The 20,273-nt window shown below is 62.2% G+C and carries 18 protein-coding genes and 1 tRNA gene; 13 read left to right on the top strand and 6 right to left on the bottom strand.

Annotated elements, in window-relative coordinates; genetic code table 11:
• The first annotated feature begins 17 nt into the window (after window positions 1-17).
• The 6 genes from lexA to AC52Q4_RS07725 all read left to right on the top strand — a co-directional run bounded on the left by lexA (window position 18) and on the right by AC52Q4_RS07725 (window position 4,153).
• Window positions 18-617 carry a transcriptional repressor LexA gene (gene lexA / locus AC52Q4_RS07750; RefSeq protein WP_495536223.1) on the top strand — a complete coding sequence of 200 codons (600 nt, stop codon included), beginning with the start codon at window positions 18-20 and terminating at the stop codon, window positions 615-617.
• 10 nt (window positions 618-627) lie between these two features.
• Entirely contained in the window at window positions 628-1,353 is a 726-nt protein-coding gene (imuA, locus tag AC52Q4_RS07745) for a translesion DNA synthesis-associated protein ImuA (protein ID WP_495536222.1), read from the top strand.
• Between the two features lie 80 nt (window positions 1,354-1,433).
• A complete protein-coding gene (locus tag AC52Q4_RS07740) occupies window positions 1,434-2,198 on the top strand; it encodes a Y-family DNA polymerase (RefSeq protein ID WP_495536221.1) in 765 nt (254 codons plus the stop codon).
• Window positions 2,195-2,857 (top strand): hypothetical protein, encoded by a 663-nt coding sequence (locus tag AC52Q4_RS07735; protein WP_495536220.1) that lies wholly within the window; start codon window positions 2,195-2,197, stop codon window positions 2,855-2,857. Before AC52Q4_RS07740 ends, AC52Q4_RS07735 begins: the two co-directional genes overlap by 4 nt.
• Window positions 2,858-3,075: 218 nt before the next feature.
• Window positions 3,076-3,360 (top strand): Rdx family protein, encoded by a 285-nt coding sequence (locus AC52Q4_RS07730; protein WP_495536219.1) that lies wholly within the window; start codon window positions 3,076-3,078, stop codon window positions 3,358-3,360.
• Between the two features lie 226 nt (window positions 3,361-3,586).
• Entirely contained in the window at window positions 3,587-4,153 is a 567-nt protein-coding gene (locus AC52Q4_RS07725; RefSeq protein ID WP_495536218.1) for a hypothetical protein, read from the top strand.
• A gap of 69 nt (window positions 4,154-4,222) precedes the next feature.
• Here AC52Q4_RS07725 and AC52Q4_RS07720 read toward each other — a convergent pair whose 3' ends face one another.
• The gene (locus AC52Q4_RS07720; RefSeq protein WP_495536217.1) at window positions 4,223-6,289 is read right to left on the bottom strand and encodes a S9 family peptidase; all 2,067 of its coding nucleotides are present in this window, start codon (window positions 6,287-6,289) and stop codon (window positions 4,223-4,225) included.
• Between the two features lie 283 nt (window positions 6,290-6,572).
• Between AC52Q4_RS07720 and AC52Q4_RS07715 the strand changes: the two genes are divergently transcribed.
• Window positions 6,573-10,463, top strand: a complete 3,891-nt coding sequence (locus AC52Q4_RS07715) for a DUF1631 family protein (protein ID WP_495536216.1) — start codon at window positions 6,573-6,575, stop codon at window positions 10,461-10,463.
• A 21-nt stretch (window positions 10,464-10,484) separates the two neighbouring features.
• On the opposite strand, the gene AC52Q4_RS07710 is transcribed toward AC52Q4_RS07715, so the two are convergent.
• Window positions 10,485-10,856, bottom strand: coding sequence for a hypothetical protein (locus AC52Q4_RS07710; RefSeq protein ID WP_495536215.1), 372 nt, complete (start codon window positions 10,854-10,856; stop codon window positions 10,485-10,487).
• 310 nt (window positions 10,857-11,166) lie between these two features.
• Here AC52Q4_RS07710 and mobB point away from each other — a divergent pair, with 310 nt between their 5' ends.
• The 3 genes from mobB (at window position 11,167) to AC52Q4_RS07695 (ending at window position 12,950) form a co-directional block, all read left to right on the top strand.
• A complete protein-coding gene (mobB, locus tag AC52Q4_RS07705) occupies window positions 11,167-11,709 on the top strand; it encodes a molybdopterin-guanine dinucleotide biosynthesis protein B (protein ID WP_495536230.1) in 543 nt (180 codons plus the stop codon).
• Window positions 11,710-12,060: 351 nt separating this feature from the next.
• Window positions 12,061-12,729 (top strand): nicotinamidase, encoded by a 669-nt coding sequence (locus AC52Q4_RS07700; RefSeq protein WP_495536214.1) that lies wholly within the window; start codon window positions 12,061-12,063, stop codon window positions 12,727-12,729.
• A gap of 8 nt (window positions 12,730-12,737) precedes the next feature.
• The gene (locus AC52Q4_RS07695; RefSeq protein WP_495536213.1) at window positions 12,738-12,950 is read left to right on the top strand and encodes an acetyltransferase; all 213 of its coding nucleotides are present in this window, start codon (window positions 12,738-12,740) and stop codon (window positions 12,948-12,950) included.
• A 33-nt stretch (window positions 12,951-12,983) separates the two neighbouring features.
• On the opposite strand, the gene AC52Q4_RS07690 is transcribed toward AC52Q4_RS07695, so the two are convergent.
• The gene (locus tag AC52Q4_RS07690) at window positions 12,984-14,564 is read right to left on the bottom strand and encodes a peptide chain release factor 3 (RefSeq protein WP_495536212.1); all 1,581 of its coding nucleotides are present in this window, start codon (window positions 14,562-14,564) and stop codon (window positions 12,984-12,986) included.
• A gap of 232 nt (window positions 14,565-14,796) precedes the next feature.
• On the opposite strand from AC52Q4_RS07690, the gene AC52Q4_RS07685 reads away from it, so the two are divergent.
• From AC52Q4_RS07685 to fabB, 3 genes are all read left to right on the top strand, one after another.
• Window positions 14,797-15,279, top strand: a complete 483-nt coding sequence (locus AC52Q4_RS07685) for a YcgN family cysteine cluster protein (protein ID WP_495536211.1) — start codon at window positions 14,797-14,799, stop codon at window positions 15,277-15,279.
• Window positions 15,280-15,403: 124 nt separating this feature from the next.
• Window positions 15,404-15,925 carry a bifunctional 3-hydroxydecanoyl-ACP dehydratase/trans-2-decenoyl-ACP isomerase gene (gene fabA, locus AC52Q4_RS07680; protein WP_495536210.1) on the top strand — a complete coding sequence of 174 codons (522 nt, stop codon included), beginning with the start codon at window positions 15,404-15,406 and terminating at the stop codon, window positions 15,923-15,925.
• Between the two features lie 49 nt (window positions 15,926-15,974).
• Window positions 15,975-17,192 carry a beta-ketoacyl-ACP synthase I gene (gene fabB / locus AC52Q4_RS07675; protein ID WP_495536209.1) on the top strand — a complete coding sequence of 406 codons (1,218 nt, stop codon included), beginning with the start codon at window positions 15,975-15,977 and terminating at the stop codon, window positions 17,190-17,192.
• 11 nt (window positions 17,193-17,203) lie between these two features.
• On the opposite strand, the gene AC52Q4_RS07670 is transcribed toward fabB, so the two are convergent.
• The 3 genes from AC52Q4_RS07670 to AC52Q4_RS07660 all read right to left on the bottom strand — a co-directional run bounded on the left by AC52Q4_RS07670 (window position 17,204) and on the right by AC52Q4_RS07660 (window position 19,389).
• A complete protein-coding gene (locus AC52Q4_RS07670) occupies window positions 17,204-18,034 on the bottom strand; it encodes a DUF6894 family protein (RefSeq protein WP_495536208.1) in 831 nt (276 codons plus the stop codon).
• A 330-nt stretch (window positions 18,035-18,364) separates the two neighbouring features.
• On the bottom strand, window positions 18,365-18,946 hold the full coding sequence (locus AC52Q4_RS07665) for a 3'-5' exonuclease family protein (RefSeq protein ID WP_495536207.1): 582 nt from the start codon (window positions 18,944-18,946) through the stop codon (window positions 18,365-18,367).
• A 358-nt stretch (window positions 18,947-19,304) separates the two neighbouring features.
• Window positions 19,305-19,389, bottom strand: a tRNA-Leu gene (locus AC52Q4_RS07660).
• Window positions 19,390-20,273 lie beyond the last annotated feature (884 nt).

Genomic DNA, 20,273 nt, shown 5'->3' with positions numbered 1-20,273 from the left:
TATTGGAGAGAACGGTCATGCGAACGCTGACCCCCCGACAGCAGGAGATCCTGGCGCTGATCCGGCAATTCATCGCCCAGACCGGCTATCCACCGACCCGTACCGAAATCGCGCGGGCGTTGGGATTCCGCTCGCCCAACGCGGCGGAGCAGCATCTGCGGGCACTGGCCCGCAAGGGCGTCATTGAAATCCGGCCCGGCACCTCCCGGGGCATTCACCTGCTTGGCGAGGAGGCGGGCCTGCCCGTGATAGGCCGCGTAGCCGCGGGCAGCCCTCTATTGGCCGAGGAGCACATCGAGCAGCACTGCCTCGTGGCGGCGCAGCTGTTCTCGCCGCGGGCCGACTATCTGCTGCGGGTGCGCGGCATGAGCATGCGTGATGCGGGCATCCTGGAAGGCGACCTGCTCGCGGTGCACCGCACCTTCGAGGCACGGGACGGCCAGATTGTCGTGGCTCGGCTGCACGACGAAGTCACGGTAAAGCGTTTTGAGCGCCGTGGAGCTCGGGTTCGGCTGCTGCCGGAAAATCCGGCGTTTCAACCCATCGAGGTGGACCTGCGGCGCGAGCCGCTCGTCATCGAGGGCCGGGGGGTGGGCGTCATTCGCCCGGCGCTGTAGGGAGTGCCCAATGGATAACCTGGACGATCTGCTTAATCGGCCTGGCCTCTGGCGGGCCGGGGAACGGCAACGGCAGACGGGGCTGGAGCATGTAACCTCCGGTTTTCCGGCGCTGGATGCAGCGCTGCCCGGCAGTGGCTGGCCGCTCGGCGCGCTGACCGAGGTTCTGCACGACCAGGCCGGCATCGGCGAGCTGAGTCTGTTTATGCCGGCGCTTGCCCGGCTCAGCCGGAGGGGGCAATGGCTCGCTTTGATCGCCCCGCCCTATCTCCCCTATGCCCCGGCTCTGTCCGGTCACGGCGTGGATCTCTCCCGGCTGCTGCTGATTCACCCCGGCACCGCCACCGACGCTCTTTGGACGGTGGAACAAGTGCTGCGCTCGGGTACCTGCGCCGCCGTGCTGGCCTGGCCGCGCCGGGCGGATGCCAGGAGCCTGCGCCGCCTGCAGCTCGCCGCTGGCGTCGGCCGCAGCCTGGGCCTGCTCTTTCGTCCACAGGCCAGCAGCACCCGTCCCTCCCCCGCCGCGCTGCGGCTCGGCCTCAAACAACACGAAGGCCGTGCCTTGATCAAGCTGCTCAAGTGCCGGGGCGCCCGCGCCGGGCAGGAACTGCTCGTGAACCTCTCCCTTGACGGCCCCCCGGGCCAGAACCCGGCGCCGCGCACCGGGCCGGCCGTCACCGACCTCGCGCTCCGCCCCGCAACCGCGCCTCCGCGTAGCTCATTCTCAAAACGATAGGCACGCCAGCACTGGGAAGATCCATTGGCGACCATCACCCTGCCGGCCGAGCCGCTAGGAACGGGATCCGACGCCGCACCATGCTCTGGCTCTGCATCGATCTGCCTCAATTGCCCTTGGAGAGCTTTCAGCGGGGCGGCAGGGGAGAAAAACCCACCGCCGTCGTGGAGAAAGGGTGCATTCTGGCCGTTAATTCCCCCGCGGCCCGGGGCGGTGTACAAGTGGGAATGCGGCTGCCGGCCACGCTCGCCGTGCTCCCCCGGCTCCAGCGACGGGAACGCAGCCGCCGTGCCGAGACACGAGCCCTGGAGCGGCTCGCGGGGTGGTCGCTGCAGTTCACGCCCAAGATCAGTCTGCAACCGCCCCGATCGTTGCTGCTGGAGATCGGGGGCAGCCTACGCTATTTCAACGGACTCGAACCGTTACATAGCCAATTGAAAGCAGGGCTCGAAGCGCTTGGCTATTGCCACGCAACCGCCATCGCTCCCACGCCCACGGCCGCCTGGCTGCTGGCGCGCGCCAACTACAAGCAATCGGTCATCACGGCGAATCGGCTTGAAGAGGCGCTTCGCGGGTTATCAACGCAAGCGCTGGCATTGGGCGGCAAGACATACGAGGCATTGGAAAACCTCGGCATCCATACCCTCGGGGACTGCCTTGCCCTGCCCCGCGACGCCCTTGCCCGCCGGTTCGGCCCCGCGCTGCTACGCCAGCTCGATCAGGCACTCGGCCGGCTTCCCGAGCCACGCCGGAGCTGGCACGCCCCCCCCGCTTTCACAGCGAGCTGGAGCTCCCGGAGGAGGTCCATCACCGCGGCCAACTGCTCTATGGGCTCGAGCGCTTGATCCTAGAGCTCTGCGGCTATCTTAGAGGCATCGAATCGGGCACTCGGGGCCTTGAGTTTTACCTGTATCACCGTGGCGGCACCAACACCTCTATTTCCGTTGGGCTGGTCGGCTGCAGCCGCGATCCCGCTCACTTGCTGGAACTCACCCGGCAACGGCTTGAGCGACTCTCCCTGCCCGCACCGGTAATCCGTTTTGCGCTTGCCGCCCGCTCCATCGAGCACTTGGCTGCATCCCCCCGAGATTTGCTGAGCGAGGATCGTGGCCAGAGCGATGAATGCAACACGCTGGTCGAACGGCTCACGGCCCGCCTCGGAGAACGTGCCGTACGGGGGCTGCGGGTCTGTGCGGCACATCGCCCGGAGCGGGCATGGCAATACGTGCTGCCGGGCCGGGAAAGCCAGGGCACTGCCATGGCGGAGCGGCCTTTGTGGCTATTGCATCGCCCCCTGCCGCTGAGCGCCCAAAACGGGCGGCCGCTCTGGCACGGGCCGCTGGTGCTACAACATGGCCCGGAGCGCATCGAATCCGGCTGGTGGGATGGCGGGGATTGTGCCCGGGACTATTATGTGGCTCGCAACGCCGCCGGCGAGCGGGTGTGGATTTTCCGCGAACGCGCCGGACGGCGCACTTGGTATCTGCAGGGTATTTTTGCCTGAACGGCCTTGGGCATGCCCTCGCCCGCGCTCAACACACGCCGCCGCTTTGCTTCGGATGCGCCGAGCGCCAGCACGAAATTGGCCGGATGAAGCGGAGCAAGCCAGCGAATAACGATGCATACGCCGGGCGCTGCCAGTCCTGCTATCCTTGCCTTCACAAGGGATTGCGGCAATTCAACCAAGCGAATGCGGGCACCGCCCGGTGCCCGATTGAAACCATGGCGAATCGAATCGAAATCCGCTATTGCACCCAATGCCGCTGGCTGCTCCGCTCGAGTTGGATGGCCCAGGAACTGTTGACCACCTTCGAGCAGGAAATCACGGAGCTGGCTCTGCAACCCGCCACCGGTGGCGTTTTCGAAGTATACGTAAACGAAGTGCGCATTTGGTCACGAAAGGAGGCGGGACGATTCCCGGAAATTGCTGAGCTCAAGCAACTCGTCCGCGACCGGATCGCACCCGGCAAAGGCCTTGGCCATGCCGACCGGAAAGGTGTTCCCTGAACCGAGGTGTTTTCGCGCCTTGCGCTTGGTGCAGTTTGTGACCGCGAGCGCATATTAATATGCCAACTGACGCACCAAAAAATAAAAATATTATATTTAAGTCAATCGCTTGAGTTCCCTATCCGCTGGAGCCATGCTGTGTGGTACCGATGCAGAGATGCGAAGCGGGTTAGGCTTTTGCCCGCCGTTATCATTCCAAGCCCTCAATCGACAGTCGGAGGTCGCCATGAGTAATGCGAGAGCAACGAGCAGCACGGATCTATTCAGTCAACTGGCCAGCCTGAATACCGAGCTCTGGAAAGCTTGGCTCGAAGGCCCGCCGCGCATGTTTCAGGGCTCTTCCACGCTGGACGACACTTATCACAACCAGATCAATGGGTTTCGCCGCGCAATCGAGGAAACATTGCAACTCGAGCATCGCTGGGTGGACGAAATCCGGGACCATAGCCCGCGTGAGGGGCTTAGCGGCGAGGTGTCACGCATTTCGGCGGCCCTTATGGAGGCTGGCATCAACACGCGGTCGCGGCTATGGCAGGTATGGTTCGACAACGCTGACCGGATCGACATCGCGCGCCTCGGCAATCTGGCTGAATCCATGCAGACGCCGCAGCAGCTTTTCACCGCCTGGCAGCAGCTCACCGATGAGTTCTTCGAGACCCAACGGCAGGTGGGCGAGGAGCTGAGCACTGCAACACAATCCGCTCAGCAAACCGTGGCCCAGAGCGCTGCCGGCAAGACACGCGGCGGCACCGGCAAATCGGGCTCCCAGGAGAGCGCGGCCTCGTCCAACTAATGTGCCCGCGCCCCGACGAGCGCGGCGCGGCCGGAGGCGCGTGACGGGGGCTGGCGGCCCGCGCCAGCCCTAGCCGCTGACCCCGAGACGCAGCAACAGGAAGGAATAGACGAAAGCCACTTCCTTGAGCGCCTGATAGCGCCCGTGGGTCCCGCTGTGGCCCACCTCCATGTCCGTCTTGAGCAGAAGCAGGCCGCCGGTGGCACGATCGCGCAATCGCGCAACCCACTTGGCTGGCTCCCAGTATTGAACGCGCGGATCGTTCCAGCCAGCGATGACAAGCATATCCGGATAACGCTGCGCGCGCACATTCTCGTACGGTGAATAATCGCGGATGGTTTCGTAGTAACACCGTTGCGCGGGGTCGCCCCACTCGTCGAATTCGATCACCGTGAGCGGCAGGGAAGCATCTTCCATCGTATTGAGCACATCGACGAACGGCACCTCGGCGACAGCGGCGCGAAACAAATCCGGGCGACGGTTGACGACCGCCCCGATGAGCAGCCCTCCGGCGCTTCCCCCCATCACCGCGAGCCGCGCGGCGCGGGTATATCGCGCGTCGATAAGCACCTGCGCGCAGGCAATGAAATCGGCGAAGCTGTTTGGCTTTTGCAGGAGCTTGCCGGTGTTCTTCCACTGCTCGCCAAGCTCGCCCCCGCCTCGCACGTGGGCAATCGCGCAAATGAAGCCACGCTCCAACAGGCTGATGCGGCTGCTCGAAAAGCTCGGCTCGCTGCAGATTCCATAGCTGCCATAGCCGTAGAGCAGGCAAGGGGCCGACCCGTCGAGCGGCGTGTCACGGTGGCGGACGACGGAGACCGGCACCCGCACACCATCGGCCGAGCTGGCCCACAAGCGCTCGCTACGATACTGCGACGGCTCGTAGCCGCACGGAATCTCACGTTGTTTGAGCAAATGCAGCTCGCCACTTGCCATATCGCAGTCGTAGACGCGTGGCGGCGTGACCAGCGAGTCGTAATGCAATCGCAGCCGTTCGGTGTCGAACATCGGGGTATTGCCGAAGTCCACCACGTAGAGCGGCTCATCGAAGGCAACCGCATGCCAGTGACCGGTCTCCAAGTCACAGATCCAAACCCGGCACACCCCTTCCTCGCGGGTCATCAGTGCCAGATGACGCTCGAACACCTCGACGTCCTCGAGCATGATTTGCTCGCGGTGATCGACCAACGTCTGCCAAGTTGATTCGTCGGCAAAACGATTCGCCGGCACGCGCAGCAGCTTGAAATTGACGGCGCATCGGTTGGTGAGGACAAAGAATTCCCCGTGGCGGTGCTCGAGTTCATACTCGACGCCGTCCTCGCGTTGCCGAAAACACACGGGCATGGCCTTCGGATCATCCGCGTCGAGCAAATGCGACTCGCTCGTGATGTTGCTCGCCAGCTCGATCAGCAGATAACGTCGATCCTTCGTGTTGCCCACGCTGACGAAATAGGCCGCGTCCGCTTCGCGCAGCACCTCGGCATCATTGGCCTGAGGCTCCCCGAGGCGATGGCGCATGACCCGCCAGGGACGATGCGTCTCGTCGAGCAGCGTATAAATCAAGGTGCGGCTATCGTTGTGCCAGGCTACCGAGCCGGAAGTCTGCGGAATCGCCTCGTCGAGTGTCTCGCCGGTGGCGAGGTCACGAATCCGCAGCACGTAACGCTCGCTGCCGTCGAGATCCTCCGAGTATGCGAGGTAGCGATGATCGGGGCTGACTTCCTCGCTCCCCAAGGCAAAATAATCCCGCTCCGCGGCTAGCTCGTTGAGATCGAGGATGATCTGCTCAGCCGCATCCGAGGGCGTCGGGCCGAGCCGGCGGCACAGGAGCGGATACTCGAAACCGGCGCGGGTCCGCGTGTAGTACCAGTAGGCATCGAGCCTTACCGGCACCGACTCGTCATCTTCGCGAATACGGCTTACGAATTCCTCATAGAGCCGCTCCCGGAATTCCCCCGTGGAGTCCATCACGGCGTCGGTATGGCGATTCTCCGCCTCCAGATAAGCGATGACCTGCGGGTCATCGCGATTGCGCAACCAGGCGAATTCGTCGTTTCGCGACTCGCCATGCGAGGTGATGACCGTGTTGCGCTGAGGAGGCTTCGGAGGCGCGTGGGGCGTTTCGTTTCTGATCACGGTTCTCCGCGTTGACCTGCGCAAGGGGCCCCAGCCGCTTGGCTTACTCGGCGGGGCGGACACCGATCGGCACCTTCGGCAACCTCGACTACAGAGGCCGCGCCACATCGGGCTGAGGATACTTCGCAGGCTAGCGAGTCGTCAGTCCGTGACGCAAGCGCTTTTTCAAAATCAATGGCATTGCTTACGATATGCTTCTAAGAAACAATCCAAGAGTGAACTTCCAGGAGAGTGCTGCGGCTCGGCCGTAGCTGCTGAGGGTGGGAAAGCCCGAGGTAAGTGGATGAACAGGGACCGTCGCAAGTACCAAAGACGCGCAGTATATTGGGATGCCGCCGTTTCCGGTGAAGGTTTCGCAGCCCAACCGGTCATCATACGTGACTTCTGTGCCGGGGGCCTGTTCTTGACCGCCCAGGACGGCACGGGCGGCAGAAACTGGCCATCTGCCGAGCGCTTGCAACGCGACCATCGCGTCATCGTGCGCTTCACGCATCCATTGGACGGCACGCAGATCGAGGTCAGCGGCCGCATCGTACGCGAGAGCCCGACCGGACTCGGGCTGACCTTCAGCCGCTCCCATACGGAGCTGGTGTCCGCTTTTGACGCCATCGCCGATGGTCAGCCGCAAGGCGGGGATGAGCAAGCCGCGAGTGAGCGCTCCTTGAGTCGGCTTGCACGTGAGGCTTTGCAGCTTTGTCGGGAACAGGCACAAGGGTTTTTCACTGAAGCGCTCGCAGAGTTCACCAACCATGCCGTCGACCGCCTTTTCGATTGCGCACGCCGCAGCGCCACGAATGAAGAACAGCACGCCTTTTACGGTGGCTATCGTTATCTGCGCGATATCCGAGCCAACTTGCCCCGCCAATTCACCGACGAGGTGCGGCGCCGATTGACCGAGCTTACCGACCCAGTGCCAACCCGGAGCGTGCAGCGGGCACCGGAGGTAGTCGATGAGCTCGCTTTGGTGGACGAGCGCGAGTTCGAGGACTGGCTCAGCCGCTCCGATGCGATCAACCGCGCCGAGTCCCGCTTCACGATTTCGCTGGCGGCGCTCAACCGGCGCCTGTCCTACATCGTCGGGCGCCGGCTGGACGAGCTCAGCAATCCCCTCGCCCCCGCGGTTGTCTGTGAAATTCTCCCCGCCGTGCTGGAGCTCTCGAAAATCGAGCGCCAGCCCGCTCGCGCGCTTCATGAGACATTCGGCCAGACCGTGATGATGCGCCTGGGAGGATTCTATGAGGAGCTGAACGCCCGTCTGCGCGAACGCGGCATTCTGCCCGACATCGAGAACGAACGACCGGAAATCCGCCCCTCGACGCCGCAGCGCCCTGGGCAAGCGCCATCCGATCCCGAAACCGAGTCGCAGCAGGCTGACGAGGAGAGCTCAGCGGACCCCGAGGTGGCGCCATCGTCGGCAACGGCGGCGGCGCCTGCCTATTCGAGACCGCAAACCGCGTCCGCACCGCTCGGCCCTTCACGAACGCTGCCGGCCGCTCGCGAGCTCCTGGCGGCGCGCAATCGCCTGCTAAACCGTGTACCTCCTACCGGCTCGACGGAGGCAACCACGGCCGCTCCGGCGCCGCAAGCGCCGCGGTCGCCACAGGTCCCGGCGTTCGCCTCCAGCGAGGTGCTGGCGGCTGTCGATCAGCTGCATGCCAACGTTCAGCAGGCTTCGCCCGCCGAGGCAAATACCAGCCTCATGGAAAAGGTAATGGCGCGGCTGCGCGCCGATGGCGGTGACGGAGATGAAAAGCAGCTCTCCGCGGAAACGCACGGCACCGTCGAGCTACTCGACAACTGGTTTGGGACCCTGCGCGACGACCCGTTGAACACTCGCTTCCTGCGCGACTGGAGTGGGCGTCTGGCTGTTCTCGCCTTGCGCGCTCAGCTCGAGAAAGGGGGTTTTTTGCGTGAGGACCCCCAACCGATTCATCATTTGCTCAATCAGCTGGATCGCTGCGGCGTGGCTCTCGCCGTTTTGCGCGGGGGCGAGCAGGAGCGCCTGCAGCGCAATCTGGAGGCCTTGCTGCAGCGCGCGCTCACCGATTCGCGGGAACAGCCGGAGGTCGTCGGCGAGGTTGCCGATGAGATTGCGACTCTGATCGAGCGCCCCCTCGGCGCGCGCGCGGTCAACATGCAGCGAGTACTGCAGCAATGTGAAGGAACGCAGAAGCTGGAGCGTGCAAAGCGGTTGGCGAACCGGGAGATCGACAGACGTATCGCCGAGCGCGAGATCCCGAGGCTGTTACTCGATTTCATCGACCAGGGCTGGCGTAATCTGCTCGTGCTGGTGAATCTGCGTGCCGGGGTCGACAACGATCAATGGCGGCGCGGCCTTGCCGTGCTGGACCGGCTGATCGCCGGACTCGGCAGCGCCACGGCCACGGCGCGGCCGATCCCCCAGCCGCACAAGGTCGTCAATCACATCGAGCACCAGCTGACTGCATTCGGCCGCTATACCACGGAGATGCAATCCATCGTCGGTGAGATCCGCGAATACCTGCTCGCGGTCACGAAACAAGGCCGCGCGCCCCGGCCGCTTCCCTTGGTCAAAGCCAAACGCTCCGATGCCGATGAAATGGCGCTTGCAGCCCGTGTCAAGCCCTACTGGCTCGGCCAGACCAAGCTGCTCAGCGTTGGCGATTGGGTATTCTTCGCCGGTAAGGATGGCACGCCCGAACCCTTGCGCCTGCAGTGGATCAACGAAGACCGCACGCGCTTCGTCTTTGTCCACCGCAGCGGGACGAAGGCCAAGGACATCCGCCTGGCAGAGCTAGCGCAACTGCTGGAGGTTACCTCCGCCGGGCTCACCGAGGATATGGACATGCCCTTGACCGAGCGCCAGTGGCAGAAGAAGCTCCAGGATCTGCACGACGAGCTGCGTCGGTTCGCCACCCACGACTCGCTGACCGGTTGCCTCAACCGGAAGGCTTTGCAGAAGTCGCTGGAAAAGCTGCCGAGCGGGCTGGAGGCGCGCAACCAATGGCACGCTCTGCTCTACTTCGCCCTGGACGGCTTCAAGGTGATCAACAGCACGCTGGGTCATGAGGGCGGTGATGAGCTGCTGCAGCAGGTTGCCGAGCAGTTGCGGGAGGTCGTGTCCGAGCGCGCGGGATGCGTCGCGCGCATGGGCGGAGACGAATTCGCGGTATTGATCGAGCACTGCAACGCGGACGAGGCGCGAGAGCTCGCCGAGCGGCTGCGTCTCGCGCTCTATGAGCGTCGCTTCGTGCGCGATGGCGAGAGTCTGACGGTTGCCACCAGCGTCGGTGTCGTTCCTTTCACGCTCGAGAGCCGCAGCCCCCACGGCTTACTCAAGGACGCCGATGAGGCCTGTCTCGCGGCCAAGCATGCCGGTGGCAACCAACTGCACATGCTGACGCCGGACGATCGCGAGCTCCAACAGCTGCGCGGCAGCATGGCACGCGCCGCTCAGGTCGACAAAGCGCTCGAGTCGGGGAAGCTGCGGCTGCGCGCCCAGCGGATTCAGCCCATCAGCAACACCTCGCTGCGCCCCTTCTATGAGGTCCTGCTCTCGATCCTCGGGCCAACCGACAATCTCATCCCCCCCAATGAGTTCATCCCGGCGGCGGAGCGTTTCGGGCGAATGACCGCCGTCGACCGCTGGGTGATTCGTGAGGTGCTGGATTGGTGCGCCGTAAATGGCGATGCGTTGACGGAGGTGGACGGCTTTACCATCAATCTCTGCGGCCCGACGCTGAATGACAACGACCTTGCCAATTATCTTCGCAGCCAATTTGCCCGCACCGGGGTTTCGGGCGAATTGCTCTGCTTCGAGGTGACCGAGACAGCCGCGGTGCAGAATCTTGCCCGTGCCGCGGACTTGATCCGGGAAGTCAAAGATCTCGGCTGTCGCTTCTCACTGGATGATTTCGGCTCGGGGCTGTCCTCATATTCCTACCTGAAGAATCTGCCGGTGGACTACCTCAAAGTCGACGGTCAGTTCGTGCGCGATATCGATCGGGACGAAGCCGACCATGCCATGGTCCGGTCCATCAATGAACTGGGACATTTCCTTGGCAAACGCACGATCGCGGAATATGTGGAGAATGACACCATTCTCTTCCAGCTCAGGGACATCGGCCTGGACTTCGCTCAGGGGTATGGCATCGGACATCCGATCCCGATCGAGGAACTCGTCGCTCAAGCCTAGCGCCGCGAGCGCCGTCCGAGCCTATGGAGACTCAATAACGATGGGGTGTTCCTGTCGGTCGAGGATCAGAAAATCTGACAGGTCGTCTCCTGCCGCGAGCTTGCGTGCAATCTCGCGCAGCTCCTCGCGGATTGCTGCCTCGGGCGCGTCGTCCATGCAACTGAGCAGTAGAAACTCCCAGCGGTCGTCCAGGTGATCGGCCTCGGCGACGAGGGCATCGAACGTCAGCGCTTCCAACAGGCGCTGATGGGTCATCATCAGCGGCGTCAGGCTCATCGTCCTGCCGTACCCATTGCCTTCATGGTGCTCCACGTAAAGAAAGACGAGCAGCAGCCATTGAGGCATGCCACGCGCCAGCCCGTCCTGGATGAAATCCTGAAAATGATCGTTCATATGCGGGAGCGTAGCCAACGGTTGATCCGCTGCAAGCACGTTCGTGCCGCGCTCGGCCGGGATGCTCGGGCGCGAAACGAGTCGTGGTGCGGGCGCCACGATGAGTCATGGTTGAGCAAAAACGAGAGACGCGGTAAGGTTTTACCGGCCATCTGAGGCGAGATCTCCATTCCGCGTGCACGGCGGCGATCGGTCACACCGAGGTATTTGCATGATGAGCCGTACAATAGAAGATTTCGTGGAGGTAAGCAATTTGGCAACCGCGTCGACTGCCGAGGAACATCGTGATGCCCAGCCGGGTTTCCAGGAGTTGTGGCCGCGTGGTGTCCGTCGTCCCATCGTGGGCTTCGCGGCGTGGCGCGGCACGGGCAAAACCACCTTGCTGAGACGGCTCATACCGCATCTGTGCGCGCACGGCGTGCGCACGGGCGTTATCAAACACGCCCATCACGGCTTCGAAATCGACATACCCGGCAAGGACAGCTACGAGATACGCCATGCCGGCGCCGGTCAGGTTCTGGTCACCTCGGCACGTCGCCGGGCTCTGATCATCGAGCGCCCCAGCGAGTACGATCCTTGCCTCGAGGAGGAAATTTCCTATCTCGATCAGGACAGTATCGATTTGATCCTGGTGGAGGGCTTCCGCCACGAAAGATTACCGAAAATCGAGCTGCGCCGCCGCCGTGAAGAGCCGGGCGCACCGCTGGCACCGAACGACCCTTGCATCGTGGCCATCGCTACGGATATCGAAGACCTCCCCGAGCAGACGCTGCCGGTATTCGATCTCAACGATGTCGAGCCGATCGTGCAGTTCATCCTCAGCGCCGTGATGGGACGACAATCGGCCGCCTGAGTGCCGTGTCGGGCCTCCCGCGCCTAGCCCGGTGGTTTGCATGCCACAAAGGAAACCGCTGTCGGGCTTATCCACGCGACGTGCCGAATGCATCTGTGCTGCCCGACCAAGCTAACGCGGACGGACTCGGCTCGAGCACCTGTCTCGTTTTACTGGGATGAGCCGTCACCGTCCGCCGAATCGTCGCTTGCGCGTGCATCGTCAATTTTGCGCTCTCGCGCCGAGGTGTTTGCCCGCCTTGCTCGTCTGTATCAACAGATGACATAGTCCGCCAAGGCGCCGTGCCCCCTGGTCTTTTCGAAGAACGCCCGCATATCTATTGAAATGCCACGCGTAATCATCGGAGGGACCATGAGCGATGCGCCGATTTCCATCGCGCCCGGGCGCAGCGCGCTGGTCATTGTCGATATGCAACCGGATTTCATGGAAGGCGGAGCATTGCCCGCCCGTGAGGGCCGCTCGTTGCTCGCGCCACTCGCAGAACTCATGAACTCCGGGCGTTTCCGTCATTGCGTGGCGACCCAGGACTGGCATCCGCCAGGGCACATCTCCTTTGCCAGCAGCTATCCGGAACGGAAGCCATTCGATGTGATCGACCTCTACGGCCATGAGCAGGTGCTATGGCCCGATCACTGCCTTCAGGGCAGCCCAGGCGCCGCCCTCCATCCGGATCTGCCCTGGGACAGAGTGGCGGCCATCGTGCGCAAGGGTGAAGACCCGTTGGTCGACAGCTACAGCGGTTTTCGCAACAATTGGAATGCCGATGGTGAGCGCCCGCCGACGGGGCTCGCTGGGTACCTGCGGGAGCGAGGCATCACCGAGCTTTTCATAGGCGGCCTGGCGCGAGATTTCTGCGTCAAATGGACCGCCGAGGATGCCGTCGCTGCGGGCTTTACCACCTACGTCTTATGGGATCTCACCCGGCCCGTGGATAGCGATGCCAACGCGCAGGTCGAGGCGAGCCTGAAAGCGCACGGAGTCAGCATCATCAGGCGCGAACAGCTCGACTGGCCACGCTGAGGCAGACAATGAACGAAGCTGACGAGCGAACCCTTCACCGTGTCGCGGAAGCGGTGCGCGAGCGCTGCATAGCCGAGGCGCGCGAGGCCTTCGAGCAAGGTGGAATGCATGGGCTGTGCGTCGAGGGCCGCTGGGATTTCACGCTGGACCGCTTGCGCAGCCTCGATATAGCCTCACTCGTCAGCCGCGTCCTGAACGCCGACTCGCCCGAGAGGCGTTAACCGGTCGCTCGGCTTTGCTCCGCTCCAGCAGCGTCAATGTTCCCGCGTCGCGTAGAGATGTATTTCCGGCCAGCGCTCGGCCGTAAGGTCGAGATTGACACGACTGGGGGCAAGGTAGGCCAGGTCCCCGGAGACATCCAATGCCAAATGGTTCCGATTGCGCTCTTTGAAGGCCTCTAGGCGTTTCGGATCATCACAGCTCACCCAGCGTGCCGTCACGACATTGGCAGACTCGAACCGGCAGTCAACCCCATATTCATGCTTGAGCCGGAAGGCCACCACGTCGAACTGCAACACCCCCAAGGCACCGACGACGAGCTCGTTGCCGGTCAGGGGGCGGAAAAGTTGAGAGGCCCCTTCCTCGCAGAGCTGGGCAAGCCCTTTCTGCAAAGCTTTCATGCGCATTGGATTCTGTAGCCGCGCCAGACGGAAGAGCTCGGGTGCAAAATTCGGGATGCCGGTGAATTTCAGCTCCTCGCCCTCGGTGAGCGTGTCGCCGACCTGAATGGTGCCGTGATTGTAGAGCCCCAGGATATCGCCCGGGTACGCGTCCTCCGCATGACCCCGTTCGGAAGCCATGAAAGTGATGGCATTAGCGATCCGAAGCTCTTTGTTGCTGCGCAGATGGCGCAGCTTCATGCCCTTGCGATATACCCCCGAACACACCCGCATAAAGGCGATACGATCGCGATGATTCGGATCCATGTTGGCTTGGATTTTGAACACGAATCCGGATAGAGCCGGCTCCGCGCTATCGACCACGCGGGTTGTCGTCTCGCGGGGTTGCGGTGGCGGCGCATGCTCGACGAAGCTGTCCAAGAGCTCGCGGATCCCCAGGCTGTTGATGGCGGAGCCGAAGAACACCGGTGTCAGCTCGCCTCGCCGGTAGGCCTCAACATCGAAGCCATGGCTCGCCTCGCGCAACAGCTCCACCTCTTCGCGCAGCTGTTGGGCGCGTGAGCCCAACAGCTCGTCGAGCGCCGGGTTATGCAGCCCCTTCACGACCTCCCCTTCCCTGATGGCGCTGTTCCGCGCGCCGCCCAAAAGCCGGACCTGATCGAGCATAAGGTGATAAACGCCCTTAAAGGATTTGCCCATCCCGATCGGCCAAGTGACTGGCGCGCAACGAATCTTCAGGACCTCTTCGACCTCGTCCATCAGCGATATCGGATCACGCCCTTCGCGGTCGAGCTTGTTCATGAACGTCATGATCGGCGTGGTACGCAACCGGCAGACGTCCATGAGCTTGATGGTGCGATCCTCCACGCCTTTGGCGCTGTCGATGACCATCAGCGTGGAGTCCACTGCCGTGAGGGTGCGATAGGTATCCTCCGAGAAGTCCTCGTGGCCTGGCGTATCCAACAGGTTGACGATATGTCCCTTGTATGGAAACTGCATGACTGAGGAAGTCACCGAGATACCACGCTGTTTCTCCAACTCCAGCCAATCGGACGTTGCATGGCGCGCCGCCTTGCGCCCCTTGACCGTGCCGGCGAGCTGGATCGCGCCCCCGTAGAGGAGCAATTTCTCGGTTACCGTCGTCTTGCCGGCGTCCGGATGGGAAATGATGGCAAAGGTGCGGCGGCGCGCGATTTCGGTGCTGAGTTCACTCATCTCGTCGTGCAGTTTTGCTAGGCTATGCGCTCAATTGGAGCGGAGGCTGCGATTATACAAGAGCTCCACGGTGGGCCAAGGGCCGCGGTTGATACGACTGGGCAGCAAAGGCAGCGTAGTAAAAGGTTTACACGCGTCGAATCGCAGGGTCGAGCAAGCGCGCCGCTACCGGCGACCCGTTCGCGCCGAGCTTGGCAGCCGCCCGGACCATCGATCCATGGGGTGCGCAGCGATGGGCCAACAGGACCAACGCCCGTTTTGGGAACGCAAACGGCTCGAAGAGATGGCTCGGGACGAGTGGGAAGCGTTGTGCGACGGTTGCGGAAAATGCTGCCTCCACAAACTGGAGGATGAGGACAGCGGTCAGATTCTCTACACCCGCGTCGCTTGTCGGCTACTCGATTCCCGTACCTGCCGTTGCACTCACTACCAGGATCGCCAGCAGCACGTGACGGATTGCCTCACGCTGACCCCTCAGCGCATCGGCCAGTTCAAGTGGCTGCCGCGCAGCTGTGCCTATCGGCGACTGGCCGAGGGGCGTGGCCTTGCTTGGTGGCACCCGCTGGTCTCGGGTGACCCGGAAACCGTGCACCGTGCCGGTGTCTCGGTCCGTGGGCGAGTCGTACCGGAATGGAAGATCGATCTGACAGAGCTTGAAAACTACCTCGCTGTGGACGCTGAGGCAGAGGTTGGCACCGGCCACGGTGAAGATTGAACAGCAGAGGCAGCCGCGTCTATGAAGCACCGACTTTGAGCGTTACGTTCCACGCTCGGGCGCGAACAGCTCAACAACAATCAATACGTTTGGAAGAAGCGAGCGCAAGCGCGCCGGCGGGCACATGACAGGCAAACCGAGCTATACCTATCAAGAATTGCTGGATTGTGGTTACGGCAGGTTATTCGGGAGCGGTAATCCACAGCTCCCGATCCCCAACATGCTGATGTTCGATCGGATTACCACGATCGACTCGAATAATGGGCAGTTCGAAAAAGGTTACGCCGAAGCCGAGCTCGACGTCCATCCTGGATTGTGGTTTTTCGAATGCCATTTCCCAGGCGATCCGGTGATGCCGGGGTGTCTGGGACTTGATGCGTTGTGGCAACTGCTGGGATTTCACCTGGGCTGGCTCGGTGGTACCGGCAAGGGGCGGGCCCTCGGCTGTGGCGAGGTCAAGTTCATGGGACAGATCCTGCCGCATAATGAACTCGTGAAGTATTGTCTGGACATCAAACGCGTGATCTCGCGCCGTCAACTTACGATCGGCCTCGCTGACGGACGTGTCATCGCCGATGGTCAGACGATATACAAGGCGGCGGAGCTCAAGGTTGGCCTCTTCCATGACCCTTCCCACGCCATGTAACGGCCAAGATTTACCGATCAAGCTTTAGCGTAGAGCGAGGATAGTCATCGTGCGTCGAGTGGTGATCACCGGTATCGGTATCGTCTCCTGCCTTGGCAATGACAAGGAGCATGTCACTGAGGCGCTGCGTAATGCTCGCTCCGGGATCCGGTATCGCGAGGACTATGCAGAGCTCGGCTTGCGCAGCCGCGTGGCGGGTGTTGTCGACCTGGATACGAGCGAGCTCATCCCGCGCAAGGCGCGACGCTTCATGGCGGGCGCCGGCGAGTATGCCTATGTCGCCATGGATCGCGCCATCGCGGATGCGGCCCTGGACGAGTCTTACGTATCCCATCCGCGCACAGGCTTGATCGCGGGCTCCGGGTCGGGTTCGACCTCGAGCCTCGTCGAGGCCACGGATATATTGCGCTCCCGCGGCGTTCGTAAGATCGGCGCTTTCAGCGTGCCGAAGATAATGAGCAGCACGGTTTCTGCGGCGCTGGCCACACCGTTTCGTATCCTGGGTGTGAATTATTCGATCACCTCGGCCTGCGCCACCAGCGCTCACTGCATCGGCAACGCGATGGAGCAGATCCAGCTCGGGCGACAGGACATCGTCTTTGCCGGCGGCGCCGATGAAGAGCATTGGTCGATGAGCATGCTCTTCGATGCCATGGGGGCGTTATCGATGAAATATAACGACACTCCGGAAAAGGCGTCCCGCCCGTATGATGCGACCCGCGATGGTTTCGTCATCGCAGGCGGTGCGGGAATGCTGGTGCTCGAAGAACTCGAGCATGCTGTTGCCCGTGGGGCACGCATCTATGCGGAGTTGGTGGGCTACGGCGCGAGTTCCGACGGCCACGACATGGTGGCACCTTCCGGTGAAGGCGCGGTGCGCTGCATGCGTGATGCGCTGGCGGGCATCGATCATGGGGTGGATTACATCAACGCGCACGGGACCAGCACTCCGGTCGGCGATATCATCGAGCTCAAAGCCATTGCCGAGGTCTTCGCTGAGAAGATGCCGCAGGTGAGCTCCACCAAGTCGTTGACCGGCCACTCGCTGGGCGCAGCCGGGGTGCAGGAGGCAATCTACTCGCTGCTCATGCTCGAGCAGGACTTCATTGCGGCTTCGGCGAATATTCATGAGCTCGACGCCGAGGCACAGGGAATGCCCATCGTGCGTGAACGGCTGGACAACGCTGGCCTGAATACCGTGATGTCGAACAGCTTCGGCTTCGGCGGGACCAACGCCAGCTTGATTTTCCGCCGCTTAAGGGAATAGCCTCAGGCTGGTCAACGCAAAATCCATGGACCTTTCTTTGGATCGGAGTCGTCTCCCGACTGCTCCACCTGCCGCCTGAGGCGCTCGAGCGAGACCACCCAGGGATCTTCAGAAAACAGCTTGTACGTGATTCGGCGTAGCCAGGGCCCCTCCGGTCTCGCCTGACAGCGCTCGCAGCCCGGATCCGGTCCCAAGCCTTCGGCCGCGGCAACCTCTAGGGGGAGCTCGTTTGCCCGCACGGCGCATCCCACGCAAAGCGTTCGACTCCCACAATCACGATTTTCGCCGTTTTTCGCATGGCCCCATATCGAGCCCGTGGCACCGGTCCAGAGCTCATCGGTCAGGGCAATCCGACCCATCGACGCCGTACACATTTCGCACCGATCCTGCGCCGGCATGGCAAGCTCAAACGGCACGTCCATCAACTGCTCGCCATCCTCCGTGACGGCTTGGATTACCCAGCCCAGGCAGTCTTTGGCATCCGCCTCTGCGCTCATGATCTCGCGTGCCGTCTCGATCGCGATGCGCCGCACGGTAGTCATATCGAAAAAGGGCACGAGGGCCCCCGTCTCGTCGGAGCGCCCTGGTCCCGCTGATTCATCAAAATCCGCTTTGACGTGCCAGAACACCCTTATGCCGGGCGCCCCTGCAACGCATACCGCACAGATCGGATCACGCTCGTGCTCGACTCCCTCCTCTTCGGCGCAGAGATCACACAGCATCCAATAGCTGCACGCGCCACTGATGGCATGCACCCAGCATCGCTCACAGCTCTCGTACTCGTCGGGTTCGATCTCAACGCCACAGCTGCTGCATCTCATGACCATTGTTTGATCGATCATTCCAACCTCCAATCCGCTCGAATCACTCCTCGCCCTGCCCCTTGACTACTGGTGCGCGTCCGTCGTTGGACAGGCGTGACAACCTGACGGCACGTGGGGCCAGCGGATACAGTGGCCGCAAACGGCCGATTCAAAGCATGAATCGCACAGATGCGGCGATTGCGGCGAAGTGAGCGCTCATCGTGGCTCAACCACAGACCACGGTCGGCCGCAGCCACGGCTTAGCATACGCTTGAACCCGGACGGGCGCACCAATCCGGGATTCCATTACCGCTGCCGCAGGCAAGGGGGCGCGCAGCCATGGATGGATTGCGCGGGTATATCAAGCGCTCAGGAGCGTTCCGCCTGCCACTTGTCGTAATCGGCTCGCAACGACTGCCACAGATTGCCGGCAAAACGGGCCACCGCCAGCGAACCGCCCGCGCGTTGTGGCGCGGCCAGAACATAGCGTTTGCTGAACCCCTCGATGCTCGTGTCCTCCTGCCCCATCGACTCGGCGATCGTCGAGAGCACACTGAGCTCACACACTTGATCGAGCCTGTATTCTCCCGACCACCCGGCGGGCTTGAGCTGCTCTATTACTTTCGCCATCTCCCGCTCGATCGCCGAAACCCGCGCAGCATCGAGTATCAGCACCGGACGATCGCGGATGACGGATACCAAACCATAGGCAATATCCCCGAACCGGGGCTTGTCGGCCAACGCCTCGGTGGATAGACCCTTGGCCTGCAGCGCCGCGATGTCCAGATCGCGTCCGGGATTCGCATAGCTATGGAACGTGCGCCCGGTGGGATGATCATCATGCATCTCGACACAACCGATCTCTACGACCCGGCTCGTCGTGGGATCATCGCCCACTACGACCGCCTCCAGCGCCAAATAGGTATTCACGTTGTCATGGTCGTGACTCATTTCGCTTCCTCCGCCCTCGAAACTCTTTCGAGGTGATCGCGTACCTCAATTGTGCGACCCGGGCCGATTGCCCCCTGTCGGCCGCAAAAGTCATGGCTGGCTCATCGTGCGCCACCCCCGCCGAAGTGTCCGCCTCAAAACGGGGCACCTTTCCACATCCCGCGGCGGCGCTGCAAGTGCCCGTTTGAAGGCGGCTGATAAAGCAAAACCCGGATCCTTGAGCACTACGCGTTCAACGCGTAAGCACCTACAAACTCGGCTGAACCAGCCCATAAGCGATCCACGGCCACAATGCTAGAGAAAGGCAAAATTGGCTATTTCAGTCACCGCCAGACCGAATTCGCGAGGGTTGACAGGCTGGTACCCGGACCGGGACTCGAACCCGGACGCCTTGCGGCCAGAGATTTTAAGTCTCTTGCGTCTACCGATTCCGCCATCCGGGCATTTTTCCACGGTTCAACCAGTCAAAGCCGGGCACGATGAAATTCCGGCACAACCGCATATTCCTGCGGTAGGTCATTTAATTAGAGCTGCCTTGCAGCTGCAAACGTGTATCGACTCCGATCAGCAGTTGGCATTCTACCGTCGAGATCATCACGCGCAACGTGCTCTCACCTCGCGCGATGAAAAAACGCGCTTCACTGGCACGGTTGCAAAATCGCTAGTGTGCCATAGATTGCCCTTTCTCTGAGGGTGTCTGCGATATTTGCTCCGAACCCGTCCTCGTTCCGCCTTGCGAGTAGAATCGCGCGCGAAATGCCGCGGAACGTCATTGATCGTCCCTGCCGGCTGGAGGCCACGCCGAACGATGACAACCCGCTGAAGCGAACCGAGGCGCAACCGGCCATCGATTGCGCTAGGCGAAACACCGGCCCTTCATGCTAAAATTCGCAAGCCATTTCTCTACCGGACATGCGCTACGCGATTGAATTCACCAATCGGTCTGCCGCCGTTTTCAGGCGCTCGGCGGGCGTGGCAGCGATCATTTTCCCGGACACGGGGCGCATATGGCGAGGTCGGGCAACGACTGAACGCTACGTGGCCAACAGTCAGAACTCAAAACCAAAAAAACATGCCTTCCTGGCGACTGCCATGGCGGACGCGGGAACCGGAGACCTACGGCAATTACACTTGCTTGGCGATGGTGATGGCCACCATCGAAGCGAGGCCCACCGTGCCCGTTTCCCGATGGTGCCCCTCGCTTTTGATTCGATGCCTTGCCTGGCGACGAGGCGAACGAGACCGGCGTTGAATAGCTGCCCCAACGTTCGTGGTCCGTGTAGCCTCAGCACCGCTCGCGGCGGATTAGCGCAGCCAAACATAAGGA

The sequence above is a fragment of the Nitrococcus sp. genome (assembly GCF_059432795.1).
Note: the sequence above shows the minus strand (reverse complement) of the source record. Positions and strands in the feature narration are given on the sequence as shown.

What these genes read in the sequence shown, in the direction of transcription:
- AC52Q4_RS07710 (WP_495536215.1), bottom strand. Translation starts at nt 10,856, where the DNA reads ATGAACGATCATTTTCAGGATTTCATCCAGGACGGGCTGGCGCGTGGC.
- AC52Q4_RS07695 (WP_495536213.1), top strand. Translation starts at nt 12,738, where the DNA reads ATGAACGAAGCTGACGAGCGAACCCTTCACCGTGTCGCGGAAGCGGTG.
- AC52Q4_RS07730 (WP_495536219.1), top strand. Translation starts at nt 3,076, where the DNA reads ATGGCGAATCGAATCGAAATCCGCTATTGCACCCAATGCCGCTGGCTG.
- AC52Q4_RS07690 (WP_495536212.1), bottom strand. Translation starts at nt 14,564, where the DNA reads ATGAGTGAACTCAGCACCGAAATCGCGCGCCGCCGCACCTTTGCCATC.
- AC52Q4_RS07725 (WP_495536218.1), top strand. Translation starts at nt 3,587, where the DNA reads ATGAGTAATGCGAGAGCAACGAGCAGCACGGATCTATTCAGTCAACTG.
- AC52Q4_RS07700 (WP_495536214.1), top strand. Translation starts at nt 12,061, where the DNA reads ATGAGCGATGCGCCGATTTCCATCGCGCCCGGGCGCAGCGCGCTGGTC.
- lexA (WP_495536223.1), top strand. Translation starts at nt 18, where the DNA reads ATGCGAACGCTGACCCCCCGACAGCAGGAGATCCTGGCGCTGATCCGG.
- AC52Q4_RS07740 (WP_495536221.1), top strand. Translation starts at nt 1,434, where the DNA reads ATGCTCTGGCTCTGCATCGATCTGCCTCAATTGCCCTTGGAGAGCTTT.
- AC52Q4_RS07665 (WP_495536207.1), bottom strand. Translation starts at nt 18,946, where the DNA reads ATGAGTCACGACCATGACAACGTGAATACCTATTTGGCGCTGGAGGCG.
- fabA (WP_495536210.1), top strand. Translation starts at nt 15,404, where the DNA reads ATGACAGGCAAACCGAGCTATACCTATCAAGAATTGCTGGATTGTGGT.
- imuA (WP_495536222.1), top strand. Translation starts at nt 628, where the DNA reads ATGGATAACCTGGACGATCTGCTTAATCGGCCTGGCCTCTGGCGGGCC.
- AC52Q4_RS07670 (WP_495536208.1), bottom strand. Translation starts at nt 18,034, where the DNA reads ATGATCGATCAAACAATGGTCATGAGATGCAGCAGCTGTGGCGTTGAG.
- AC52Q4_RS07685 (WP_495536211.1), top strand. Translation starts at nt 14,797, where the DNA reads ATGGGCCAACAGGACCAACGCCCGTTTTGGGAACGCAAACGGCTCGAA.
- AC52Q4_RS07715 (WP_495536216.1), top strand. Translation starts at nt 6,573, where the DNA reads ATGAACAGGGACCGTCGCAAGTACCAAAGACGCGCAGTATATTGGGAT.